The organism is Enterobacter kobei (assembly GCF_001729765.1).
Taxonomy (GTDB): Bacteria; Pseudomonadota; Gammaproteobacteria; order Enterobacterales; family Enterobacteriaceae; genus Enterobacter; species Enterobacter kobei.
The window spans coordinates 4,761,154-4,780,166 of sequence record NZ_CP017181.1; the positions used below are offsets into that span (position 1 = coordinate 4,761,154).

Sequence of the window (19,013 nt, forward strand, 5' to 3'; positions counted from 1 at the left end):
CTCTCACCCTCACCTTAAATTTTCGACAGCAAACGCCGCAAAACCTGCCTGTTTTTCAAGAATAAGCGGGAAAGATCCGGAATTGCGGTCAACGTCACAGTGGCTGAACGGCGCGCCTTCGCGGAAAAGTGTGAACCCCCTCACGTTCATCTTTGCTTTCTTGCCAGCACGGGTTGCGGACTGTCAGTGGCGAGAAGGTGGTCTTTTCGCCCCTTTTTTACACTCAGCGCTAATGATTTCAAGAAGGATCCGACCATGACCTTTCGCCATTGTGTCGCTGTGGATTTAGGCGCATCCAGCGGCCGTGTAATGCTCGCCACCTGGGACTGCGACCAGCACACCCTTTCCCTTCACGAGATGCATCGTTTTGCGAACTGCCTGCAAAAACAGGACGGCTTTGATACCTGGAACATTGATGAACTTGAGACGGAGATCCGTACCGGGCTCAAAAAAGTCTGCGATAGCGGGATCCTCATCGACAGCATCGGCATAGATACCTGGGGCGTCGATTATGTCTTGCTGGACAGCAGCGGCGCTCGCGTTGGCCTGCCCGTCTCCTACCGCGACAGCCGCACGGATGGCCTGATGGCGCACGCCATCGCCCGGCTCGGTAAGGATGATATCTACGGGCGCAGCGGCATACAGTTTCTGCCGTTTAACACGCTGTATCAGCTGCGCGCGCTGGTCGAGCAGCAGCCAGGGCTGGCAGCAGACGTTGCCCATGTGCTGCTGATCCCGGACTACCTGAGCTATCGCCTGACCGGCAACATGAACTGGGAATATACCAACGCCACCACCACCCAGCTGGTCAACATCAACTCGGATAACTGGGATGAGCACCTGCTGGCCTGGACGGGCGCATCCCCGGCGTGGTTCGGTACGCCGACCCATCCCGGCAACGTCATCGGCCAGTGGGTGTGCCCGCAGGGGAATGCGATCCCGGTCGTTGCCGTGGCGAGCCACGATACCGCCAGCGCGGTTATTGCCTCACCGCTTTGCGGTAAAGATGCCGCCTATCTCTCTTCCGGCACCTGGTCGCTGATGGGCTTTGAAAGCAAAACGCCTTACGTCAGCGAGGAGGCAATGGCCGCAAATATCACCAACGAAGGCGGGGCCGAAGGGCGCTATCGGGTGTTAAAGAACATTATGGGGTTGTGGCTGCTCCAGCGGGTGCTTAAGGAGCAGAAAATTACCGATCTGCCCGGGCTTATCGCCGACACCGAAAAGCGCAAAGCCTGTACGTTCCTGATTCATCCCAATGACGATCGCTTTATCAATCCGGCGCACATGAGCACCGAGATCCAGGCCGCCTGCCGCGAGGCCGGACAGCCTGTACCATCAAGCCCGGCCGAACTGGCGCGCTGTATTTTTGACAGCCTTGCCCTGCTTTATGCGGATGTGCTGAGCGAGCTGGCCAGCCTTCGCGGCAGACCGTTCGACACGCTGCATATTGTTGGCGGCGGTTGCCAGAACGCGCTGTTAAACCAGCTTTGTGCCGATGCCTGCGGCATCACCGTGGTGGCGGGCCCGGTCGAGGCCTCCACGCTCGGCAATATCGGCATTCAGCTGATGACCCTTGACGAACTGGCCAGCGTGGACGATTTCCGCTCGGTAGTCACCGCCAGCGGCAGCCTGACCACGTTCCTTCCCGATCCCTGCCATGAAATTGCCCGCTACCGGGCGCAGTTTCAGCAAAACCGACTGACTAAGGAGCTTTGCGCATGACCACTCAACTTGAACAAGCCTGGAACCTGGCTAAACAGCGTTTCGCCGCCGTCGGCGTGGATGTCGAAGCGGCACTGCGTCAGCTCGACCGTCTGCCGGTCTCCATGCATTGCTGGCAGGGCGATGACGTCGCCGGCTTCGAAAACCCAGGCGGTTCCCTGACGGGGGGTATTCAGGCAACCGGTAACTATCCCGGGAAAGCGCGCAACGCGACCGAACTGCGCGCCGATCTGACGCTGGCGCTCAGCCTGATACCCGGTCCGAAGCGCCTGAACCTGCACGCGATTTATCTCGAATCCGACGAGCCGGTCGCGCGTAATGAAATCCAGCCGAAACACTTTAAAAACTGGGTGGCGTGGGCAAAAGCCAACGGTCTGGGCCTGGACTTCAACCCGTCCTGCTTCTCGCACCCGCTCAGCGCTGACGGCTTTACCCTCGCCCATCCCAGTCACGAGATCCGTCAGTTCTGGATCGACCACGTGAAGGCCTGCCGCCGCGTTTCAGCCTGGTTTGGTGAACAGCTTGGCACCCCGTCGGTGATGAATATCTGGATCCCGGACGGCATGAAGGACGTCACCATTGACCGCCTCGCCCCGCGCCAGCGCCTGCTGGCTGCACTGGATGAAGCCATTAGCGAGAAGCTTAACCCGGCGCACCATATTGATGCCGTGGAGAGCAAGCTGTTCGGCATTGGCGCGGAGAGTTATACCGTCGGCTCGAACGAGTTCTATATGGGTTACGCCACCAGCCGCCAGACTGCCCTGTGTCTGGATGCCGGACACTTCCACCCGACGGAGGTCATCTCCGACAAAATTTCTGCCGCCATGCTCTACGTGCCGCGCCTGCTGCTGCACGTCAGCCGTCCGGTGCGCTGGGACAGCGACCATGTGGTGTTGCTGGATGACGAAACGCAGGCCATTGCCAGCGAGATCGTTCGCCACGACCTGTTCGACCGCGTCCATATTGGCCTCGACTTCTTTGACGCCTCCATCAACCGCATCGCGGCGTGGGTTATTGGCACCCGCAACATGAAGAAAGCGCTGCTTCGTGCCCTGCTGGAGCCCACTGAAGCACTGAAACAGCTGGAGCAGGAAGGTGACTACACGGCCCGCCTGGCGCTGCTGGAAGAGCAGAAATCGCTGCCGTGGCAGGCCGTGTGGGAAATGTACTGTCAGCGCAACGACGTTCCAACAGGCAGCCAGTGGCTGGAGAACGTGCGGGCGTATGAGAAAGACGTGTTGAGCACACGCGGGTGATTCAACCCTCCCCGCAGTATAAGTAGGCCGGGTAAGCATAGCGCCACCCGGCATTTTCAAAGGAACCACAGTATGCAGACCATCACCCATTCCTGGTTCGTCCAGGGCATGATTAAAGCCACCTCTGACGCCTGGTTGAAAGGGTGGGATGAGCGTAACGGCGGCAACCTGACGCTGCGCCTGGACGATGCCGACATCGAGCCGTACGCCGCTGATTTCCATCAAAAACCGCGCTATATCGCCCTGAGCCAGCCGATGCCGCTGCTCGCTAACACGCCGTTTATCGTCACCGGATCCGGCAAGTTCTTTCGCAACGTCCAGCTCGACCCGCAGGCCTGTCTCGGCGTCGTGAGGGTGGACAGCGACGGCGCGGGCTACCACATTCTTTGGGGGCTCACGGACGAGGCAGTACCCACCTCTGAACTGCCAGCGCACTTCCTCTCGCACTGCCAGCGCATCAAGGCGACCCACGGTAAAGACCGCGTCATCATGCACTGCCACGCCACCAATCTGATTGCCCTGACCTACGTGCTGGAAAACAACGCCGATCTCATCACCCGCAAGCTGTGGGAAGGCAGCACCGAGTGCCTGGTGGTCTTCCCGGACGGCGTCGGTATTCTGCCGTGGATGGTGCCCGGTACCGACGAGATCGGCCAGGCAACCGCCAAAGAGATGCAAAAGCATTCTCTGGTGCTGTGGCCGTTCCACGGCGTTTTCGGCAGCGGCCCGACGCTGGATGAAACTTTCGGCCTGATCGATACCGCTGAAAAATCAGCTGAAGTGCTGGTGAAGGTCTATTCCATGGGCGGTATGAAGCAGACCATTACCCGGGAAGAGCTGATTGCACTCGGTAAACGCTTTGGCGTTACGCCGATGCAGTCGGCACTGGATTTGTACCCATAGCCGTCCGCGAAAGCGACTGGAGGCATGATGATCCGTAAAGCGTTTGTGATGCAGGTAAACCCGGACGCGCACGAGGAGTATGCGCGTCGCCATAACCCCATATGGCCCGAGCTTGAAGCGGTGCTGAAAGACCACGGCGCGCACCGCTACGCCATTTATCTCGACAAAGCACGCAACCTGCTGTTTGCGACCGTGGAGATTGAATCGGAGGAGCGCTGGCGCGCGGTAGCGAATACCGACGTCTGCCAGCGCTGGTGGGAACATATGGACGACGTTATGCCGTCAAACCCGGATAACAGCCCGGTGAGTACCGAGCTTACCGAAGTGTTTTACCTGGACTGATGTGTTAACGCTGCTGCCCCCGAGGCGGCAGCAATCTCCTGCCTGCTGCTCAACGTAAACGCCGACACCACCGTAATTGCCAGCACGAAACAGCCCAGCATCAAATACGTCTCCTGGAAACCGATCCGGTCATACATATTTCCGGCAAAGGCAGAAAGGAAAATCGCCGCCGACTGTTTGGCAAACTGGAAGCCGATCAGATAGATAGTCGCCGACAGTCGGGTATCAAAAACCCCGGTGATGTACTTAAAGGCGCCCACCAGCAGGAACGGGACTTCCAGCGCGTGCAGCATCTTCAGGGCAATCACCTCCACGGCGGTGGTGGCGAACGACGAGCCGATAATACGCGTCGCCATTATCACCCCGGCGATCAGCAGCGTATTTTTCGCGCCGATACGGTTAATGATCCACGGCGAGCAGAACATAATGATGGCGTTACAGATTTCCCCCGCAGTGGTGGCAAAGCCAAAGGCGCGAGTGCCTTCCTGCGGCGTGGCGAAGAAGGTTTTAAAGAAGGTGGCAAACTGCTGATCGAAAACGTCATACACGCAGGCAACGCCAATCACGTACAGAATGAACATCCACATTCTGCGCTGGCGGAACAGCTTAAAGACGGTTCTGGCAGTGATCTGCGGCTGGTTGGCTCCCAGGGCGTTCATCACCTGCGCCGTCTGGTTGGGCTTCGGCTTCGCGACCACCAGCAGCAGCATCAACAGCAATGCGGCCCCTGATCCCATCCAGAATACATACGACGGATCGATGCCGAACAGGATGCCGCCCGTAGACGCGCATAGCCCCCAGCCGAGACAGCCGAACATGCGCGCCTTGCCGTATTCGAAGAAACTGTTGCGGCTCACGCGTTCGATGTAGGCCTCGATTGCGCCCGATCCCGCCGAGAAGACAAAACCGATATATAACCCGCCGCTCAACGCCCCCAGCCAGATACTGGTTTTCAGCAGGGGCGCGAAGACGTACAGGAAGAACGGTGCGAACAGGAATAACAGCACCGAGATTATCCACAGCAGGTGTTTTTTCAGCCCCAGCTTGTCCGAAATCACCCCCAGCACCGGCTGGAACGCAATGGCCGACAGCGAGATGCAGGAGAAAACAATTCCGGTATGGGTTTTATTCAGGCCGATGATATCCGACAGCCAGATCGGCAGGAACGGAAAGCAGGTGGCCATGATGAAGAAGTAGAGAAAGAAGAACAGCCCGAAGATCCAGAAATTTGGGTTGTCTTTGTGGGTACAGGTTGTTGTATTCATTATTTTTATCCTCAACGGAGGGCCAGTTTCCCGGCCCATCACCTTTACACGCGTTCCACGCCAATCAGAATGGCGGTTTCCGGATCGAGAATCGGCAGCGCAATGCCCGCCTGCATCAGCCACTCACCGCTCACCGTTTGCGGTGTTTCCATCCACGCCGGCAGCTTGCGCATGGTGTGCCCGCCTTCGCCCGTAATTTGAATATTCGGGTGATCGAGCAGCGCGACGCGGTACTGCGCGCTGGCCTCCAGCCCCGGCATGCGCAGCGGCATCATCAGGCTGTAATCCGGCATCGCGAGCTGGCTGACCATAAATAGCCCCTGCGCCTTGTCTTCGCTCACAATCCCCTGCGCCAGCGTGGTGGCGTCCGGCATATCAATCCGCCATTGGGTGCCGTGGTGGATCACCTCTCGCCACTGCTTGTGCAGCGCGGCGTAATGTCGGTACCCCTCGCGCTCCTGCGCGTCCACGGTGAGCGGATCCAGCTCCAGCCCCATATGGCCAAACATCGCCGTCAGGCCACGGAATTCAATGCTGTGCTGGCGGAAGGTGGCGTGGCATTTATGATGACCGATATGCGCCCCCATCACCTCCGGCGGGAAAAAATAGCTCATGCCACGCTGGATGGTGCTGCGCTCCAGCGCGTCGTTGTTGTCGGACGTCCAGAAGCGATGGCTCCGGCTTAGCACTTCGTAATCAATGCGCCCGCCGCCGGAAGAGCAGGATTCGAATTCAATATGCGGGAAGCGCTCGCCCAGCACGTCCAGCAGCCGGTAAAACTGACGGGTCTGGGCGTCGGCGGCGGCTTTACCGTTGTGTCCCGGCTGCACCAGCTCGCGGTTCATGTCCCACTTCACGTAGTCGATCGCATGCTCGCCCAGCAGCCAGCTCATGCGTTCCACAAGATAATCAAAAGCCTGCGGAATGTTGAGGTTGAGCACCAGCTGATGACGCCCGGTCGCCTGGGCATAGCCCGGCAGCGCCAGCACCCAGTCAGGATGCGCGCGATACAGATCGGAGTCCGGGTTGATCATCTCCGGCTCAACCCAGATGCCAAACTCCATGCCGAGCCGTTTGACGTGGTCAATCACCGGCGTCAGGCCATTCGGATATTTTTTCTCATCCAGATACCAGTCGCCCAGCGCGGCGTGGTCGTCATTGCGGCCTTTGAACCAGCCGTCGTCAATAATAAAGCGCTCCACGCCCAGCGTGGCGGCCTCGTCAGCCATGCGCATGATGTAATCCGGATCGTGGTTGAAGTAGATCCCCTCCCAGGTATTGAGGTGTACCGGACGCGGTTTATTTTCCGGGAAGCGGATGACGTTGTCGCGCAGGTAGCGATGGAAAGACTGGCTCATGCCGTTCAGGCCCCGCGGGGAGTAGCTGGCATACAGGCGCGGTGTCCAGAGCGTATCGCCCTCTTCTATCGCCATTTCCCCCGACAGGTAGAGCGCTTCGGCCTGAATATAACGGCGACCGTCGGTTTTCGCTTCCGCGCGCAGGCGATGGTTCCCGCTCCAGCCCAGATGCACGCCCCAGACGTCACCCTGCATTTCGCTGAACGACGGCGTACCGGCTATCAGTGCAGGAAAGTGTTCGTGGGAGGTTTTACCCCGGCGGTTTTCAATCACAACGCTGTCGTGCTCAAGGTTTACGCGGTGCGGCTGGAACTCTCTGATCCAGCGTCCGTGGAAGGCCATCACCTCCCGGGCGCGCTCGGCCACCGGCAGCGTGACGGCAAAGCGGTCAACCTGCCAGGGACGTGCTTTCAGGTTCGTTAAACCGTGACGAACCACCAGCACGCCGCTGTCGTCCAGCGCCAGCTCGCTGGTCAGACGCAGGCCCGCATAGTCATCTTCAGCGGTAATCGTCAGGGTGTTTAATTCCTGCTGTACCCGCGTAGTTCTGAATACCGGGGAACCGTCCAGCCCCTCTCGGTGCCCCTCAATACCCGGCGAGCCAAACAGGCCGTGCCCGAGTTCAGCCATCAGCGTAACCGGAGAATCGACATCCAGCCTGCCGTTAGCAACGGGCCGCGAAAGGGTTTCAGCATTTTGCGGCAAAAAGTGCTGAAGATGCGGCCCCCAGTAAATAATTTCGGCGAACGGGCGCGTTTTTATCACCACATCTACCGTTGCGCTTTCAAGTCGTAAAATAGAATCTTGCATCAGACATCTCCTGTCATGGGATGACTTGAGTTTTGATCCGAAACGTTTCGGATACAAACCAAAACGTTTCGGATTTGTGATCGGGTTTAGAAAATGGAGATATTCAGGCCGTCTGGCCGGGGGAGAATTCCGGTTGCCAGAGCACCTGAAGCTGCGCAATATCGTCGCCGTTAATCAGCCGGCGGACCATGTCGGCAATCTGTTTTCCGACACCCTGACGGGTAGACTGGATCACCGACGCCACGTCGGTATCGACGATACTGTCCTGCGGCAGTCCGTCGTAGACCACCAGCGACACGGCGTTGTCGCCGGATAAACGCCCCAGCTGTTCGAGCGCCATCGCCGCCCCGTCGCCGTGGGTGTTGCAGTCAGTAATGATCGCCGTGGGCGGTTGCGGCAGGGCAAGCAGTTCTTTCGTGGTGGCATATCCCACGCGGCGCGACGGCGGCATGGCGCGCAGCCATTCGCTGGAAAGCCCGGCTTCCCGCAGAGCGTCCAGATAGCCCTGACGGCGCTGGGTGATAAATGCCTGATTATTGCTTTCGCCGAGCAGCGCAATACGCTGATGGCCTTTCTCAATCAGCCAGCGGGTAGCATTGTACGTACCGGCATAGTTATCGAAATCAAACCACGCGTAAGGCTGCGGCAGCTGGCTGCGCCCAAGCGCCAGGAAAGGGAACCCGGCGGCCTGCAGCTGCTCAAGCCGCGGATCGCGATCCAGCGTATGCGCCACAATCAGCGCGTCGACGCGCCGGCTCTGTACCATGCGCATATAGCTGTGCTTATCCGCCAGATCGTCATCGGCAATGAGCAGTAAGTCGATCTCATGTCGCGCCAGTTCGTGGCTAATTTCGCCGACCATGTCCATAAATACACTGTTATTGAGCGGAACAGGATGGACGGGAAACACCAGCCCGACCGCGTCAATTTTGCCCATCTTCAGGCGGCGGGCGAAGGTGTTAGGTCGGTAACCACGGCGCTGAGCCTCGGCTTCCACGCGGGCGCGCGTCTCAGCAGAGACGTCGTCATAGCCGTTGAGGGCGCGGCTGACGGTCGTAATGGAGAGTCCCAGCTCTTTGGCAATGGCTTTAAGCGACATGATTTTCCGTATCTACGTTAATTTTGTTCCGCCACCAGCAACGCATGCGTGTCTGGCTCCAGCGCCTTAAAAATGTGCGGCTGGTCGGCGGGGTAACAGATGTAATCCCCGGCGGCGAGCTCTTCTGCCGCATCCAGCAGGCCGACCAGGGCCCTTCCCTGCATGACGATAATATGTTCTACCGAGCCAGGCGAATGCGGCTGAGAAATGCGGTCTGCACCCGGCTGGGTCATCAGGAGATAGACATCCCGTCGCGCGCCTGGCGGGCACGCCGCCAGCAGTATGGCTTCATAGTTTGCCTGTCCGGCAACCACTTTCGTTCCTTCACCACGGCGGATCACCTGCGTGCTCGGCAACTGCGGCTCCAGCAAACGGGCGAAGGGAATATCCAGCGCCACGCAGAGCGACCACAGCGTCTCCAGGCTGGGGTTGCCGTTGCCGGATTCCAGCTGGGAAAGCGTGGATTTAGCGATCCCGGCACGGCGGGCAATTTCCGCCAGTGAAAGCCCGGTTCGCAGGCGCTCTCGCACCAGGCTTTTGGCGATTACGCTAATTGGCTGCGTCATATAACGGCCCTTTTTGTTCTATAAATCGAACGAATCGTTCGTCTTGAAAAACATTTCTGTTGCGTTCATTATAATGGATACACGTTCGATATGGCTAAAATTGTATGAAGCATCATCTCTCCTGCCTTAAAGGCGACACGATAAAAGCAATCATCCTGGTTTGCCTCGCGGTCGGCGTGGTCGGGATGTCTTACGGCTCACTGGCGATGGCCTACGGTTTCCCGCTTTGGGTGCCGTTTGTTCTCTCGCTCACCGTCCTCGCGGGCGCATCGGAATTTATGTTTATCGGCATTGTGGCCAGCGGCGGTAACCCTCTGGCGGCGGCGGCAGCCGGTTTGCTGGTCAACGCACGCCATGTGCCGTTTGGCGTGACGGTGCGTGAACTGGTAGGCAAGCGCGGCCTGAGCCTGTTGGGCTGCCACATTATGAATGACGAAAGCGTGGTGTTTGGCCTGTCGCAAAAAACGCCCGAGCAGCGTAAGGCGGCGTACTGGTTATGTGGTTTAGGCGTGGCAATTATCTGGCCGGTGGGCGCCTTGCTGGGCGCCATGGTCGGTAAGCTGCTCCCGGCCCCGGAAACCATCGGGCTGGATGCGGTCTTTCCGGCCATTCTGCTGGCGTTAGTGGTTCCCGCGTTTAAAAACCGTACCACGTTAATCCGCGCCTGTAGCGGTGCCGTGCTATCCCTGGCTGCCGTACCGTTTTCCCCGGTGGGATTACCGGTGCTGCTCTCTTTACTCGGTCTCGCTGCGAGGAAGAAATAATGGGAAATATGACGATTTTTATTCTCGGCATCGCCATTTTGTCTGCGGGAACCTATTTGATGCGTCTCGGCGGAGCAAAACTCGGCAACCGACTGGCACTCTCTGAACGATCTCAGGCACTGCTGTCAGATGCGGCAACGGTGTTGCTGTTTTCTGTGGCGCTGGCGACCACATTTTATGAAGGGGAACATTTCGCCGGGATGGCGCGCGTGCTGGGCGTGGCGTTTGCGGTATTTCTGGCGTGGCGAAAAATGCCATTGATTGTGGTGATCATCGCGGCGGCAGTAGTGACGGCGCTACTGCGCGTGGCGGGCATAAACTAAAAAAGCGCCCCGGGGGCGCTCTTTCGACGGTGTGACTGGCTTATTTATTCAGTTCAGCAGTCATGTGTACGCGGTTACCCGTGAATGCCTGGGTAATTTTGTAGGATGATGCACCCGCTTCCTGAGCCTGCGCCGCGATTTTAGCTTCTGCACCGTCAATGGTAGAGGCGGTTGCGGTCACAGTCTGTGCAGCGAAAGAACCGAAAGAAGCAGCCAGAGCGATTACAGCGACAAAAGTTTTGATGCTTTTCATGATATAAACCCTTTCGTTAATTTGTTTTGGTAAGGCACCGTGCCTTGATGAGATAAATACTAGACCTCATCCCGAACAACTAAAAGCGGAAGGATTTGCTATTATCATTCAAAATTACTGAACTCAAAAAAAACGTTATGCATTGCGCTGATATCTGTTTCCTGATGTCCTGAACGTCAGCCTTTTTCAGGGAGAAAAACGCCAATGCAAAGCATAAAACAACCCTCATTCCTCATCAGACATAGTACTGCCGTCCATTTTATCGCTTATGCGGGCGCCATTTTTGTCATAACGCCCTTTAACAGTAAAGCGATGCCCGTCTTCGTCTGGATGGCCATGCTGATAGCCTGCGCTATCATCATTTCCTCACGCATAAAACCCCTCACGCTGTTGCAGCTGTCCCAAATGGAATGGGGTGAATACAAAAAAATAGCGGGCTCGACGCTGATGTCTTCTCTGCTGTTTTTAACATCGTGCGTGGCATTTAAATATTTCGCCGGAAATGGCCTGGAGCTACCCGTCACGCTCGCGATCGGGACGGTGGGATGTATCTACTATTCCATCACCCTCTATCTGGACGCCGTGGATGATGACAGAAAGAAAATTGCGAAAAAGGCTTTCACCCTTACACGTGGTGTATGGCTGTTAATTTCCTTCATCTGCTACATACTGGCGCGAAAGGTCTTTATGGACGTCACGGATGTCACCTACGAGGCGACTTTCAATAAAATTACGTCGTTTGGGTTCTTTTTAATCTTCTGCACCTTATTCTTTTCCATGGTATTTCTGCTATTCACGATGGCGCTTCCCTTGTTGCAGAATTCATCGGTCCAGTTTAACGTCATGGCGATTTCTGCCCCCCTTTTCTGCGCTGGCTATATCTTCTTTATTGCCTATAACGTCAATACCAGCCGGGTGCTTGAATACGTCCTCAATGTGACAATCGATTACGACACTCGGGATACGTTTTACTGTAACAATGAATATCGAATTCTCAACGACTATCCCAATGCGCGCTTTATGATGGTAGGTGAAGGTAATTATCGCGTGTTTACGCCAAAAAAGCGGGATTACGGGATCTGGCGTCTGACCTGTAAAAACGTCGCGCCTTTTTATTCCCTGGTAGAGGTTCAGGATAGAAAAGATATTGTTAAAAAAGAGAAAAAATAAAAAAGCGCCCCGGGGGCGCTCTTTCGACGGTGTGACTGGCTTATTTATTCAGTTCAGCAGTCATGTGTACGCGGTTACCCGTGAATGCCTGGGTAATTTTGTAGGATGATGCACCCGCTTCCTGAGCCTGTGCCGCGATTTTAGCTTCTGCACCGTCGATGGTAGAGGCGGTTGCGGTCACAGTCTGTGCAGCGAAAGAACCGAAAGAAGCAGCCAGAGCGATTATAGCGACAAAAGTTTTGATGCTTTTCATGATATAAACCCTTTCGTTAAGTTGTTTTGGTAAGGCACCGTGCCTTGATGAGATAAATACTAGACCTCATCCCGAACAACTAAAAGCGGAAGGTTTTGCCTGAAACATTCAAAATTATTGATCAACTATTAATCGCTGCGGATGGGTATAGATTGTTGCCCTTCCCGGCTTGCAGAACCCGACCAGCGTCAGGTTGCAGCGCTCCGCCACTTCCACCGCCAGCGTTGTGGCCGCCGATACCGCAAACAGGATTTCCACACCGCACATTGCGGACTTTTGCACCATCTCATAACTTGCACGGCTGGAAACAAGCGCCGCGCCCTGTTGCCAGACCTCGCTTTCTCGCGCCCGGCGTCCCAGCAGCTTATCCAGCGCGACATGGCGGCCCACGTCTTCATGCCCTCCGGCAATATCGCCCGACGGCAACACCCACGCCGCCGCATGCGTACAACCGCTCAACTGGCCGATGGGCTGTACGTCGTTGAGATGCTCAAGCGCATGATCAAGGTGTGCCAGATTGAAGGTCTGGGTAAACGGCAATGGCGCAACGGGCTTGCCGATATCATTGAGCTGCTCAACGCCACACACGCCGCAGCCGGTGCGTCCGGCCAGCGCGCGGCGGCGCTCTTTCAACCCCATAAAGCGACGGCTGGAGAGTTCGATTTGCACTTCAAGACCGTTACACGCCTTCACCACGTCCATCCCGTAGATCTCCTGCGGATGCGCAATAATGCCTTCCGAGAGAGAAAAGCCAATGGCGAACAGGTCGAGATCTTTCGGCGAAGCCATCATCACCACATGCGAAATACCGTTGTAAACAAGCGCAACAGGCACTTCTTCCGCCAGCAAATCGGGCGTGGCGTGGGTAATGTGGGGCGGTCTGCGTACCGACAGTTCCACAATGCCTGCAGGCAGTGGCGACGAGTGGGTAGCACGGTTTTGTTTAGACACAGCGGTATTCCTGAACAACCACGGAGGTGAGCCTGCTATTGCAGCATAAACAACAGGCCTTACGCATAGTATGGATCAACTTTTCGACAATCATTCTCCTACTCATTTAGAAGGGGTGCAACCCGGCCAGCGCTACACCGCTTTAACATGCAGAAGCAATAGCGTGATCTGTATCACACTTTATAATCAACATGGTGATAATACGTTCACTTTGTATTAACGCCATTAGAACAGGTGTACCGACATTGTGGTATTCTGATGATATCCCTCGGAGAAATGAGGGATTAACGCAAATTTTTTCCTTTGCGGTCATTCTTCAACCGCGAAGTCAAAACTACATATGTAAGCAATGTCGAAACAAGGAGTGACCCATGCAGGTCAGCAGAAGGCAGTTCTTTAAGATCTGCGCTGGCGGTATGGCAGGCACAACGGCAGCAGCACTGGGCTTTGCGCCCGGCGTCGCGCTGGCGGAAACGCGGCAGTATAAACTGCTGCGCACCCGTGAAACCCGTAATACCTGTACGTACTGCTCTGTCGGTTGCGGGCTGTTAATGTATAGCCTCGGCGACGGTGCTAAAAACGCCAAAGCGTCTATTTTCCATATCGAAGGTGACCCGGATCACCCGGTCAACCGCGGCGCGCTGTGTCCGAAAGGGGCCGGTCTGGTGGACTTTATCCACTCTGAAAGCCGCCTGAAGTTCCCTGAATATCGTGCGCCTGGCTCCGACAAATGGCAGCAAATCAGCTGGGAAGAGGCGTTTGACCGCATCGCTAAACATATTAAAGAAGACCGTGATGCGAACTTCATTGAGAAGAACGCCGACGGCGTGACGGTCAACCGCTGGCTCTCCACCGGGATGCTGTGTGCTTCAGCGTCCAGTAATGAAACCGGCTATTTAACCCAGAAATTTACGCGCGCACTCGGTATGCTCGCGGTCGACAACCAGGCGCGTGTCTGACACGGACCAACGGTAGCAAGTCTTGCTCCAACATTTGGTCGCGGTGCGATGACCAACCACTGGGTCGACATCAAGAACGCCAACCTTATTGTGGTGATGGGCGGTAACGCCGCTGAAGCGCACCCTGTCGGGTTCCGCTGGGCGATGGAAGCCAAAATCCACAACGGTGCGAAACTGATTGTGATCGATCCCCGCTTCACGCGTACAGCGTCAGTGGCGGATTTCTACACCCCTATTCGTTCAGGTACTGACATCACTTTCCTGTCAGGCGTATTGCTGTACCTGATGACCAACGAAAAATACAACCGCGAATACACCGAAGCCTATACCAACGCCAGCCTGATCGTGCGTGAGGATTACCACTTCGAAGATGGCCTGTTCAGCGGTTACGACGCCGAAAAACGCAAGTACGACAAAACCAGCTGGAACTACGAGCTGGATGAGAAAGGCTTTGCGAAACGCGATACCACCCTGCAACACCCGCGCTGCGTGTGGAACCTGCTGAAAGAGCACGTCTCCCGCTACACGCCGGAGGTGGTCGAAAACATCTGTGGTACGCCGAAGGCGGACTTCCTGAAGGTCTGCGAGCTGATCGCCGAAACCAGCGCGAAAGATAAAACCGCGTCGTTCCTCTACGCCCTCGGCTGGACGCAACACTCCATCGGTGCGCAGAACATCCGTACCATGGCGATGGTTCAGCTCCTGCTCGGCAACATGGGCATGGCAGGCGGCGGCGTGAACGCCCTGCGCGGTCACTCCAACATTCAGGGTCTGACCGACCTCGGCCTGCTGTCTCAAAGCCTGACAGGTTATATGAACCTGCCAAGCGAGAAACAAACCGACCTGCAAACCTACCTGACGGCCAGCACGCCAAAACCGCTGCTCGAAGGCCAGGTGAACTACTGGGGCAACTATCCGAAGTTCTTCGTCTCGCTGATGAAAGCCTTCTACGGCGACAAGGCGACGGCGGAAAACAGCTGGGGCTTTGACTGGCTGCCGAAGTGGGACAAAGGCTACGACGTGCTTCAGTACTTCGAGATGATGCATCAGGGCCAGGTCAACGGCTATATCTGCCAGGGCTTTAACCCGGTGGCCTCGTTCCCGAACAAGAACAAGGTTGTTGAGTCCCTGTCGAAACTGAAGTTCCTGGTGACGATTGACCCGCTCAATACTGAAACCTCGACCTTCTGGCAGAACCACGGCGAATCGAACGACGTCGATCCGTCGAAGATTCAGACCGAAGTGTTCCGTCTGCCATCCACCTGCTTCGCGGAAGAGAACGGGTCTATTGTCAACTCCGGCCGCTGGCTGCAGTGGCACTGGAAAGGTGCGGACGCCCCGGGCATCGCCATGAACGACGGCGAGATCCTGGCCGGTATTTTCTTACGCCTGCGCAAGATGTACGCGGCTGAAGGTGGCGCGAACCCGGAACCGGTGTTGAACATGACCTGGAACTACTCGACGCCTGAAAATCCTGCGCCGGAAGAAGTGGCGATGGAGAGCAACGGCAAGGCACTGGCGGATGTTATCGACCCGGCCACCGGCACCGTGCTGGCGAAGAAAGGCGATCAGCTCAGTACCTTCGCCCATCTGCGCGATGACGGTACAACGTCAAGCGGCTGTTGGATCTTCGCTGGTAGCTGGACGCCGAAAGGCAACCAGATGGCCAACCGCGACAACGCCGACCCGTCGGGCCTCGGCAATACGCTGGGCTGGGCGTGGGCGTGGCCGCTTAACCGTCGCATCCTCTATAACCGTGCCTCCGCTGACCCGCAGGGCAACCCGTGGGATCCGAAGCGTCAGCTTCTGAAGTGGGACGGCGCGAAATGGGGCGGCGTAGATATTCCGGACTACAGCACTGCCGCACCAGGCAGCGATGTCGGACCGTTTATCATGCAGCCTGAAGGGATGGGACGTCTGTTTGCCATTGATAAGATGGCAGAAGGGCCGTTCCCGGAACACTACGAGCCGTTTGAGACGCCGCTGGGCACTAACCCGCTGCACCCGAACGTGGTCTCTAACCCGGCAGCGCGTATCTTCAAGGGCGACTTTGAAGCGCTGGGTAAAAAAGACAAGTTCCCGTACGTGGGCACCACCTATCGTCTGACCGAGCACTTCCACTACTGGACCAAGCACGCGCTGCTTAACGCCATCGCGCAGCCGGAGCAGTTTGTGGAGATCGGCGAGAAGCTGGCGAACAAGCTCGGCATCGCTCATGGCGATACCGTGAAGGTCTCCTCTAACCGCGGCTACATTAAAGCCAAGGCGGTGGTGACCAAGCGTATTCGCACGCTGAACGTTCATGGTCAGCAGGTGGATACCATCGGTATCCCAATTCACTGGGGTTATGAGGGCGTGGCGAAGAAAGGGTTCATTGCGAATACCCTGACGCCGTTCGTCGGTGATGCGAACACGCAGACGCCGGAGTTTAAGGCCTTCCTCGTGAACGTGGAAAAGGTGTAACGGAGACGACTTATGGCTTATCAATCTCAAGACATTATCCGTCGTTCCGCGACTAACGGTTTCACGCCCGCGCCTCAGGCGCGGGACCACCAGCAGGAAGTGGCGAAACTTATCGACGTGACCACCTGTATCGGCTGTAAAGCCTGTCAGGTGGCCTGCTCTGAGTGGAACGATCTGCGTGACGAAGTGGGTCACAACGTTGGGGTGTACGACAACCCTGCGGACCTGACCGCCAAGTCCTGGACGGTGATGCGTTTCTCGGAAGTGGAGCAGAACGACAAACTGGAATGGCTTATCCGCAAAGATGGCTGTATGCACTGCGCGGATCCGGGCTGCCTGAAGGCATGCCCGTCAGAAGGGGCTATCATTCAGTATGCCAACGGCATCGTCGACTTCCAGTCCGAGCAGTGCATCGGCTGCGGCTACTGCATTGCGGGCTGTCCGTTCGACGTACCGCGCCTGAACCCGGAAGACAACCGCGTCTACAAATGCACGCTGTGCGTTGACCGCGTCACTGTCGGCCAGGAGCCCGCGTGCGTGAAGACCTGCCCAACCGGCGCTATCCACTTTGGCTCTAAAGAGGATATGAAAACGCTGGCGGCAGAGCGCGTGGACGAGCTGAAAACCCGTGGTTACGACAATGCGGGCCTGTACGATCCGGCCGGTGTTGGTGGTACGCATGTGATGTATGTGCTGCACCATGCCGACAAGCCGAATCTGTATCACGGCCTGCCGGAGAACCCGGAAATCAGCGCCACCGTGAAGTTCTGGAAAGGCATCTGGAAACCGCTGGCCGCGGTAGGTTTTGCTGCCACCTTCGCAGCGAGCATCTTCCACTACGTCGGCGTCGGTCCGAACCGTGCGGAAGAGGAAGACGACAACCTGCATGAAGAGAAAGACGAGGTGCGCAAATGAGAAAACGTGACACCATCGTGCGCTACACCGCGCCGGAACGCATCAACCACTGGGTCACCGCCTTCTGCTTCATGCTGGCGGCGATAAGCGGGCTGGGGTTCTTCTTCCCCTCCTTCAACTGGCTGATGCAGATCATGGGGACACCACAACTGGCGCGTATACTGCACCCGTTTGTTGGCGTCATCATGTTCGCGTCGTTCATCATCATGTTTTTCCGCTACTGGCACCATAACCTAATCAATCGGGATGATATCTTTTGGGCGAAGAATATTCGTAAGATCGTCGTCAACGAGGAAGTAGGTGATACCGGGCGTTATAACTTCGGTCAGAAATGCGTATTCTGGGCGGCGATTATCTTCCTGGTCCTGTTGCTGGTCAGCGGCGTGATCATCTGGCGTCCGTATTTTGCGCCTGCTTTCTCAATCCCGGTGATCCGATTCGCGCTGATGCTGCATTCATTTGCCGCAGTGGCGCTAATTGTGGTTATCATGGTGCATATTTACGCCGCCCTCTGGGTGAAAGGCACCATTACCGCGATGGTGGAAGGCTGGGTAACCAGTACGTGGGCGAAGAAACATCACCCGCGCTGGTACCGTGAAGTCCGCCAGAAACAGGAAAAGTCATCTGAATGAGTATTCGCATAATCCCGCAAGATGAGCTGGGGTCGAGCGAGAAACGTACGGCGGAGTATATTCCGCCGTTGTTATTCCCCAGACTCAAGAACCTCTACAACCGCCGCGCAGAGCGTCTGCGCGAGCTGGCAGAGAACAACCCGCTGGGCGATTTTCTGCGTTTTGCTGCGCTTGTCGCCCACGCGCAGGAAGTGGTGCTGTACGACCACCCACTGCAAATGGACCTGACTGCGCGCATCAAAGAAGCCAATGAGCAGGGCAAGCCGCCGCTGGATATTCACGTCCTGCCGCGCGACAAGCACTGGCACAAGCTGCTGCATTCGCTGATTGCCGAGCTGAAGCCCGAAATGAGCGGTACTGCGCTAGCGGTCATTGAGAACCTGGAAAAAGCGTCCGAACAGGAGCTGGAAGAGATGGCGAGTGCGCTGTTTGCTTCCGACTTCTCGCTGGTCAGCAGTGATAAAGCGCCGTTTATCTGGGCGGCACTGTCGCTCTACTGGGCGCAGATGGCAAGCCTGATCCCCGGCAAAGCCCGCGCCGAGTACGGTGAAGCGCGCCAGTTCTGCCCGGTGTGCGGTTCCATGCCGGTCTCCAGCATGGTACAGATTGGCACCACCCAGGGGCTGCGCTACCTGCACTGCAACCTGTGCGAAACCGAATGGCACGTCGTGCGCGTGAAGTGCAGCAACTGCGAGCAGACCCGCGATCTCAACTACTGGTCGCTGGAAAATGAAGAAGCGGCAGTGAAAGCTGAAAGCTGCGGCGACTGTGGGACCTACCTGAAGATTCTGTATCAGGAAAAAGACCCGAAAGTCGAAGCGGTAGCCGACGATCTCGCCTCGCTGATTCTGGATGCCAAAATGGAGCAGGAGGGCTTCGCCCGCAGCTCAATCAACCCGTTCCTGTTCCCGGGTGAAGGGGAGTAATCTCCCGTAACCGTGCCGGGCGGCGCAAGCTTGCCCGGCCAGTCATACCCGCTTTAATCCGCTTCCGTACTTTCCCCCAC

18 protein-coding genes are annotated in these 19,013 nt (G+C 56.9%); 11 read left to right on the forward strand and 7 right to left on the reverse strand.

Features of this window, described 5'->3' with window-relative positions; genetic code table 11:
- Positions 1–255 precede the first annotated feature (255 nt).
- From rhaB to rhaM, 4 genes are all read left to right on the forward strand, one after another.
- Positions 256–1,725, forward strand: coding sequence for a rhamnulokinase (rhaB, locus tag BFV64_RS23090; protein ID WP_069602451.1), 1,470 nt, complete (start codon positions 256–258; stop codon positions 1,723–1,725).
- The gene (gene rhaA, locus BFV64_RS23095; protein ID WP_014885724.1) at positions 1,722–2,981 is read left to right on the forward strand and encodes an L-rhamnose isomerase; all 1,260 of its coding nucleotides are present in this window, start codon (positions 1,722–1,724) and stop codon (positions 2,979–2,981) included. The genes rhaB and rhaA overlap by 4 nt, the downstream gene beginning before the upstream one ends.
- Before the next feature lie 72 nt (positions 2,982–3,053).
- Entirely contained in the window at positions 3,054–3,884 is an 831-nt protein-coding gene (gene rhaD / locus BFV64_RS23100) for a rhamnulose-1-phosphate aldolase (RefSeq protein WP_069602452.1), read from the forward strand.
- Positions 3,885–3,911: 27 nt separating this feature from the next.
- Complete coding sequence (rhaM, locus tag BFV64_RS23105) at positions 3,912–4,226, forward strand: L-rhamnose mutarotase (RefSeq protein WP_069602453.1); 315 nt, start codon at positions 3,912–3,914, stop codon at positions 4,224–4,226.
- Here rhaM and BFV64_RS23110 read toward each other — a convergent pair.
- The 4 genes from BFV64_RS23110 to BFV64_RS23125 all read right to left on the reverse strand — a co-directional run bounded on the left by BFV64_RS23110 (position 4,214) and on the right by BFV64_RS23125 (position 9,324).
- Positions 4,214–5,491 (reverse strand): MFS transporter, encoded by a 1,278-nt coding sequence (locus BFV64_RS23110; protein WP_014885727.1) that lies wholly within the window; start codon positions 5,489–5,491, stop codon positions 4,214–4,216. The two genes, rhaM and BFV64_RS23110, sit on opposite strands and share 13 nt — an antisense overlap.
- Before the next feature lie 44 nt (positions 5,492–5,535).
- On the reverse strand, positions 5,536–7,659 hold the full coding sequence (locus BFV64_RS23115; protein WP_069602454.1) for an alpha-galactosidase: 2,124 nt from the start codon (positions 7,657–7,659) through the stop codon (positions 5,536–5,538).
- 103 nt (positions 7,660–7,762) lie between these two features.
- Positions 7,763–8,758, reverse strand: a complete 996-nt coding sequence (locus BFV64_RS23120) for a LacI family DNA-binding transcriptional regulator (RefSeq protein WP_014885729.1) — start codon at positions 8,756–8,758, stop codon at positions 7,763–7,765.
- Between the two features lie 17 nt (positions 8,759–8,775).
- A complete protein-coding gene (locus BFV64_RS23125; protein WP_014885730.1) occupies positions 8,776–9,324 on the reverse strand; it encodes a helix-turn-helix domain-containing protein in 549 nt (182 codons plus the stop codon).
- A gap of 104 nt (positions 9,325–9,428) precedes the next feature.
- Between BFV64_RS23125 and BFV64_RS23130 the strand changes: the two genes are divergently transcribed.
- Together BFV64_RS23130 and BFV64_RS23135 are read left to right on the forward strand one after the other, a co-directional pair.
- Positions 9,429–10,088, forward strand: a complete 660-nt coding sequence (locus BFV64_RS23130; RefSeq protein WP_045134865.1) for an AzlC family ABC transporter permease — start codon at positions 9,429–9,431, stop codon at positions 10,086–10,088.
- Positions 10,088–10,411, forward strand: a complete 324-nt coding sequence (locus tag BFV64_RS23135) for an AzlD domain-containing protein (protein WP_032635181.1) — start codon at positions 10,088–10,090, stop codon at positions 10,409–10,411. Before BFV64_RS23130 ends, BFV64_RS23135 begins: the two co-directional genes overlap by 1 nt.
- A gap of 40 nt (positions 10,412–10,451) precedes the next feature.
- Here the strand turns inward: BFV64_RS23135 and BFV64_RS23140 are convergent, their stop codons facing one another.
- A complete protein-coding gene (locus BFV64_RS23140) occupies positions 10,452–10,664 on the reverse strand; it encodes a YdgH/BhsA/McbA family protein (protein WP_014885733.1) in 213 nt (70 codons plus the stop codon).
- 204 nt (positions 10,665–10,868) lie between these two features.
- Between BFV64_RS23140 and BFV64_RS23145 the strand changes: the two genes are divergently transcribed.
- Positions 10,869–11,834, forward strand: a complete 966-nt coding sequence (locus BFV64_RS23145; RefSeq protein ID WP_233099046.1) for a hypothetical protein — start codon at positions 10,869–10,871, stop codon at positions 11,832–11,834.
- 40 nt (positions 11,835–11,874) lie between these two features.
- Here the strand turns inward: BFV64_RS23145 and BFV64_RS23150 are convergent, their stop codons facing one another.
- A complete protein-coding gene (locus BFV64_RS23150; protein WP_045134863.1) occupies positions 11,875–12,087 on the reverse strand; it encodes a YdgH/BhsA/McbA family protein in 213 nt (70 codons plus the stop codon).
- 114 nt (positions 12,088–12,201) lie between these two features.
- Positions 12,202–13,038: a formate dehydrogenase accessory sulfurtransferase FdhD gene (fdhD, locus tag BFV64_RS23155; protein WP_014885735.1), complete on the reverse strand. Its 837-nt coding sequence runs from the start codon at positions 13,036–13,038 to the stop codon at positions 12,202–12,204.
- A gap of 371 nt (positions 13,039–13,409) precedes the next feature.
- Between fdhD and fdnG the strand changes: the two genes are divergently transcribed.
- Genes fdnG through fdhE form a run of 4 tightly spaced genes read left to right on the forward strand, consistent with a single transcriptional unit; the run spans position 13,410 to position 18,933 of the window.
- Positions 13,410–16,460 carry a formate dehydrogenase-N subunit alpha gene (fdnG, locus tag BFV64_RS23165; protein WP_108444113.1) on the forward strand — a complete coding sequence of 1,017 codons (3,051 nt, stop codon included), beginning with the start codon at positions 13,410–13,412 and terminating at the stop codon, positions 16,458–16,460.
- 12 nt (positions 16,461–16,472) lie between these two features.
- Entirely contained in the window at positions 16,473–17,375 is a 903-nt protein-coding gene (gene fdxH / locus BFV64_RS23170) for a formate dehydrogenase subunit beta (RefSeq protein ID WP_045134862.1), read from the forward strand.
- Positions 17,372–18,007 (forward strand): formate dehydrogenase cytochrome b556 subunit, encoded by a 636-nt coding sequence (gene fdoI / locus BFV64_RS23175; protein WP_008501832.1) that lies wholly within the window; start codon positions 17,372–17,374, stop codon positions 18,005–18,007. Before fdxH ends, fdoI begins: the two co-directional genes overlap by 4 nt.
- Positions 18,004–18,933, forward strand: a complete 930-nt coding sequence (fdhE, locus tag BFV64_RS23180) for a formate dehydrogenase accessory protein FdhE (protein WP_014885738.1) — start codon at positions 18,004–18,006, stop codon at positions 18,931–18,933. Before fdoI ends, fdhE begins: the two co-directional genes overlap by 4 nt.
- Positions 18,934–19,013: the final 80 nt, after the last annotated feature.

Excerpts from the sequence above, each read along its gene's own strand:
- rhaB (WP_069602451.1), top strand. The coding sequence starts at position 256 with ATGACCTTTCGCCATTGTGTCGCTGTGGATTTAGGCGCATCCAGCGGC.
- rhaA (WP_014885724.1), top strand. The coding sequence starts at position 1,722 with ATGACCACTCAACTTGAACAAGCCTGGAACCTGGCTAAACAGCGTTTC.
- rhaD (WP_069602452.1), top strand. The coding sequence starts at position 3,054 with ATGCAGACCATCACCCATTCCTGGTTCGTCCAGGGCATGATTAAAGCC.
- rhaM (WP_069602453.1), top strand. The coding sequence starts at position 3,912 with ATGATCCGTAAAGCGTTTGTGATGCAGGTAAACCCGGACGCGCACGAG.
- BFV64_RS23110 (WP_014885727.1), bottom strand. The coding sequence starts at position 5,491 with ATGAATACAACAACCTGTACCCACAAAGACAACCCAAATTTCTGGATC.
- BFV64_RS23115 (WP_069602454.1), bottom strand. The coding sequence starts at position 7,659 with ATGCAAGATTCTATTTTACGACTTGAAAGCGCAACGGTAGATGTGGTG.
- BFV64_RS23120 (WP_014885729.1), bottom strand. The coding sequence starts at position 8,758 with ATGTCGCTTAAAGCCATTGCCAAAGAGCTGGGACTCTCCATTACGACC.
- BFV64_RS23125 (WP_014885730.1), bottom strand. The coding sequence starts at position 9,324 with ATGACGCAGCCAATTAGCGTAATCGCCAAAAGCCTGGTGCGAGAGCGC.
- BFV64_RS23130 (WP_045134865.1), top strand. The coding sequence starts at position 9,429 with ATGAAGCATCATCTCTCCTGCCTTAAAGGCGACACGATAAAAGCAATC.
- BFV64_RS23135 (WP_032635181.1), top strand. The coding sequence starts at position 10,088 with ATGGGAAATATGACGATTTTTATTCTCGGCATCGCCATTTTGTCTGCG.
- BFV64_RS23140 (WP_014885733.1), bottom strand. The coding sequence starts at position 10,664 with ATGAAAAGCATCAAAACTTTTGTCGCTGTAATCGCTCTGGCTGCTTCT.
- BFV64_RS23145 (WP_233099046.1), top strand. The coding sequence starts at position 10,869 with ATGCAAAGCATAAAACAACCCTCATTCCTCATCAGACATAGTACTGCC.
- BFV64_RS23150 (WP_045134863.1), bottom strand. The coding sequence starts at position 12,087 with ATGAAAAGCATCAAAACTTTTGTCGCTATAATCGCTCTGGCTGCTTCT.
- fdxH (WP_045134862.1), top strand. The coding sequence starts at position 16,473 with ATGGCTTATCAATCTCAAGACATTATCCGTCGTTCCGCGACTAACGGT.
- fdoI (WP_008501832.1), top strand. The coding sequence starts at position 17,372 with ATGAGAAAACGTGACACCATCGTGCGCTACACCGCGCCGGAACGCATC.
- fdhE (WP_014885738.1), top strand. The coding sequence starts at position 18,004 with ATGAGTATTCGCATAATCCCGCAAGATGAGCTGGGGTCGAGCGAGAAA.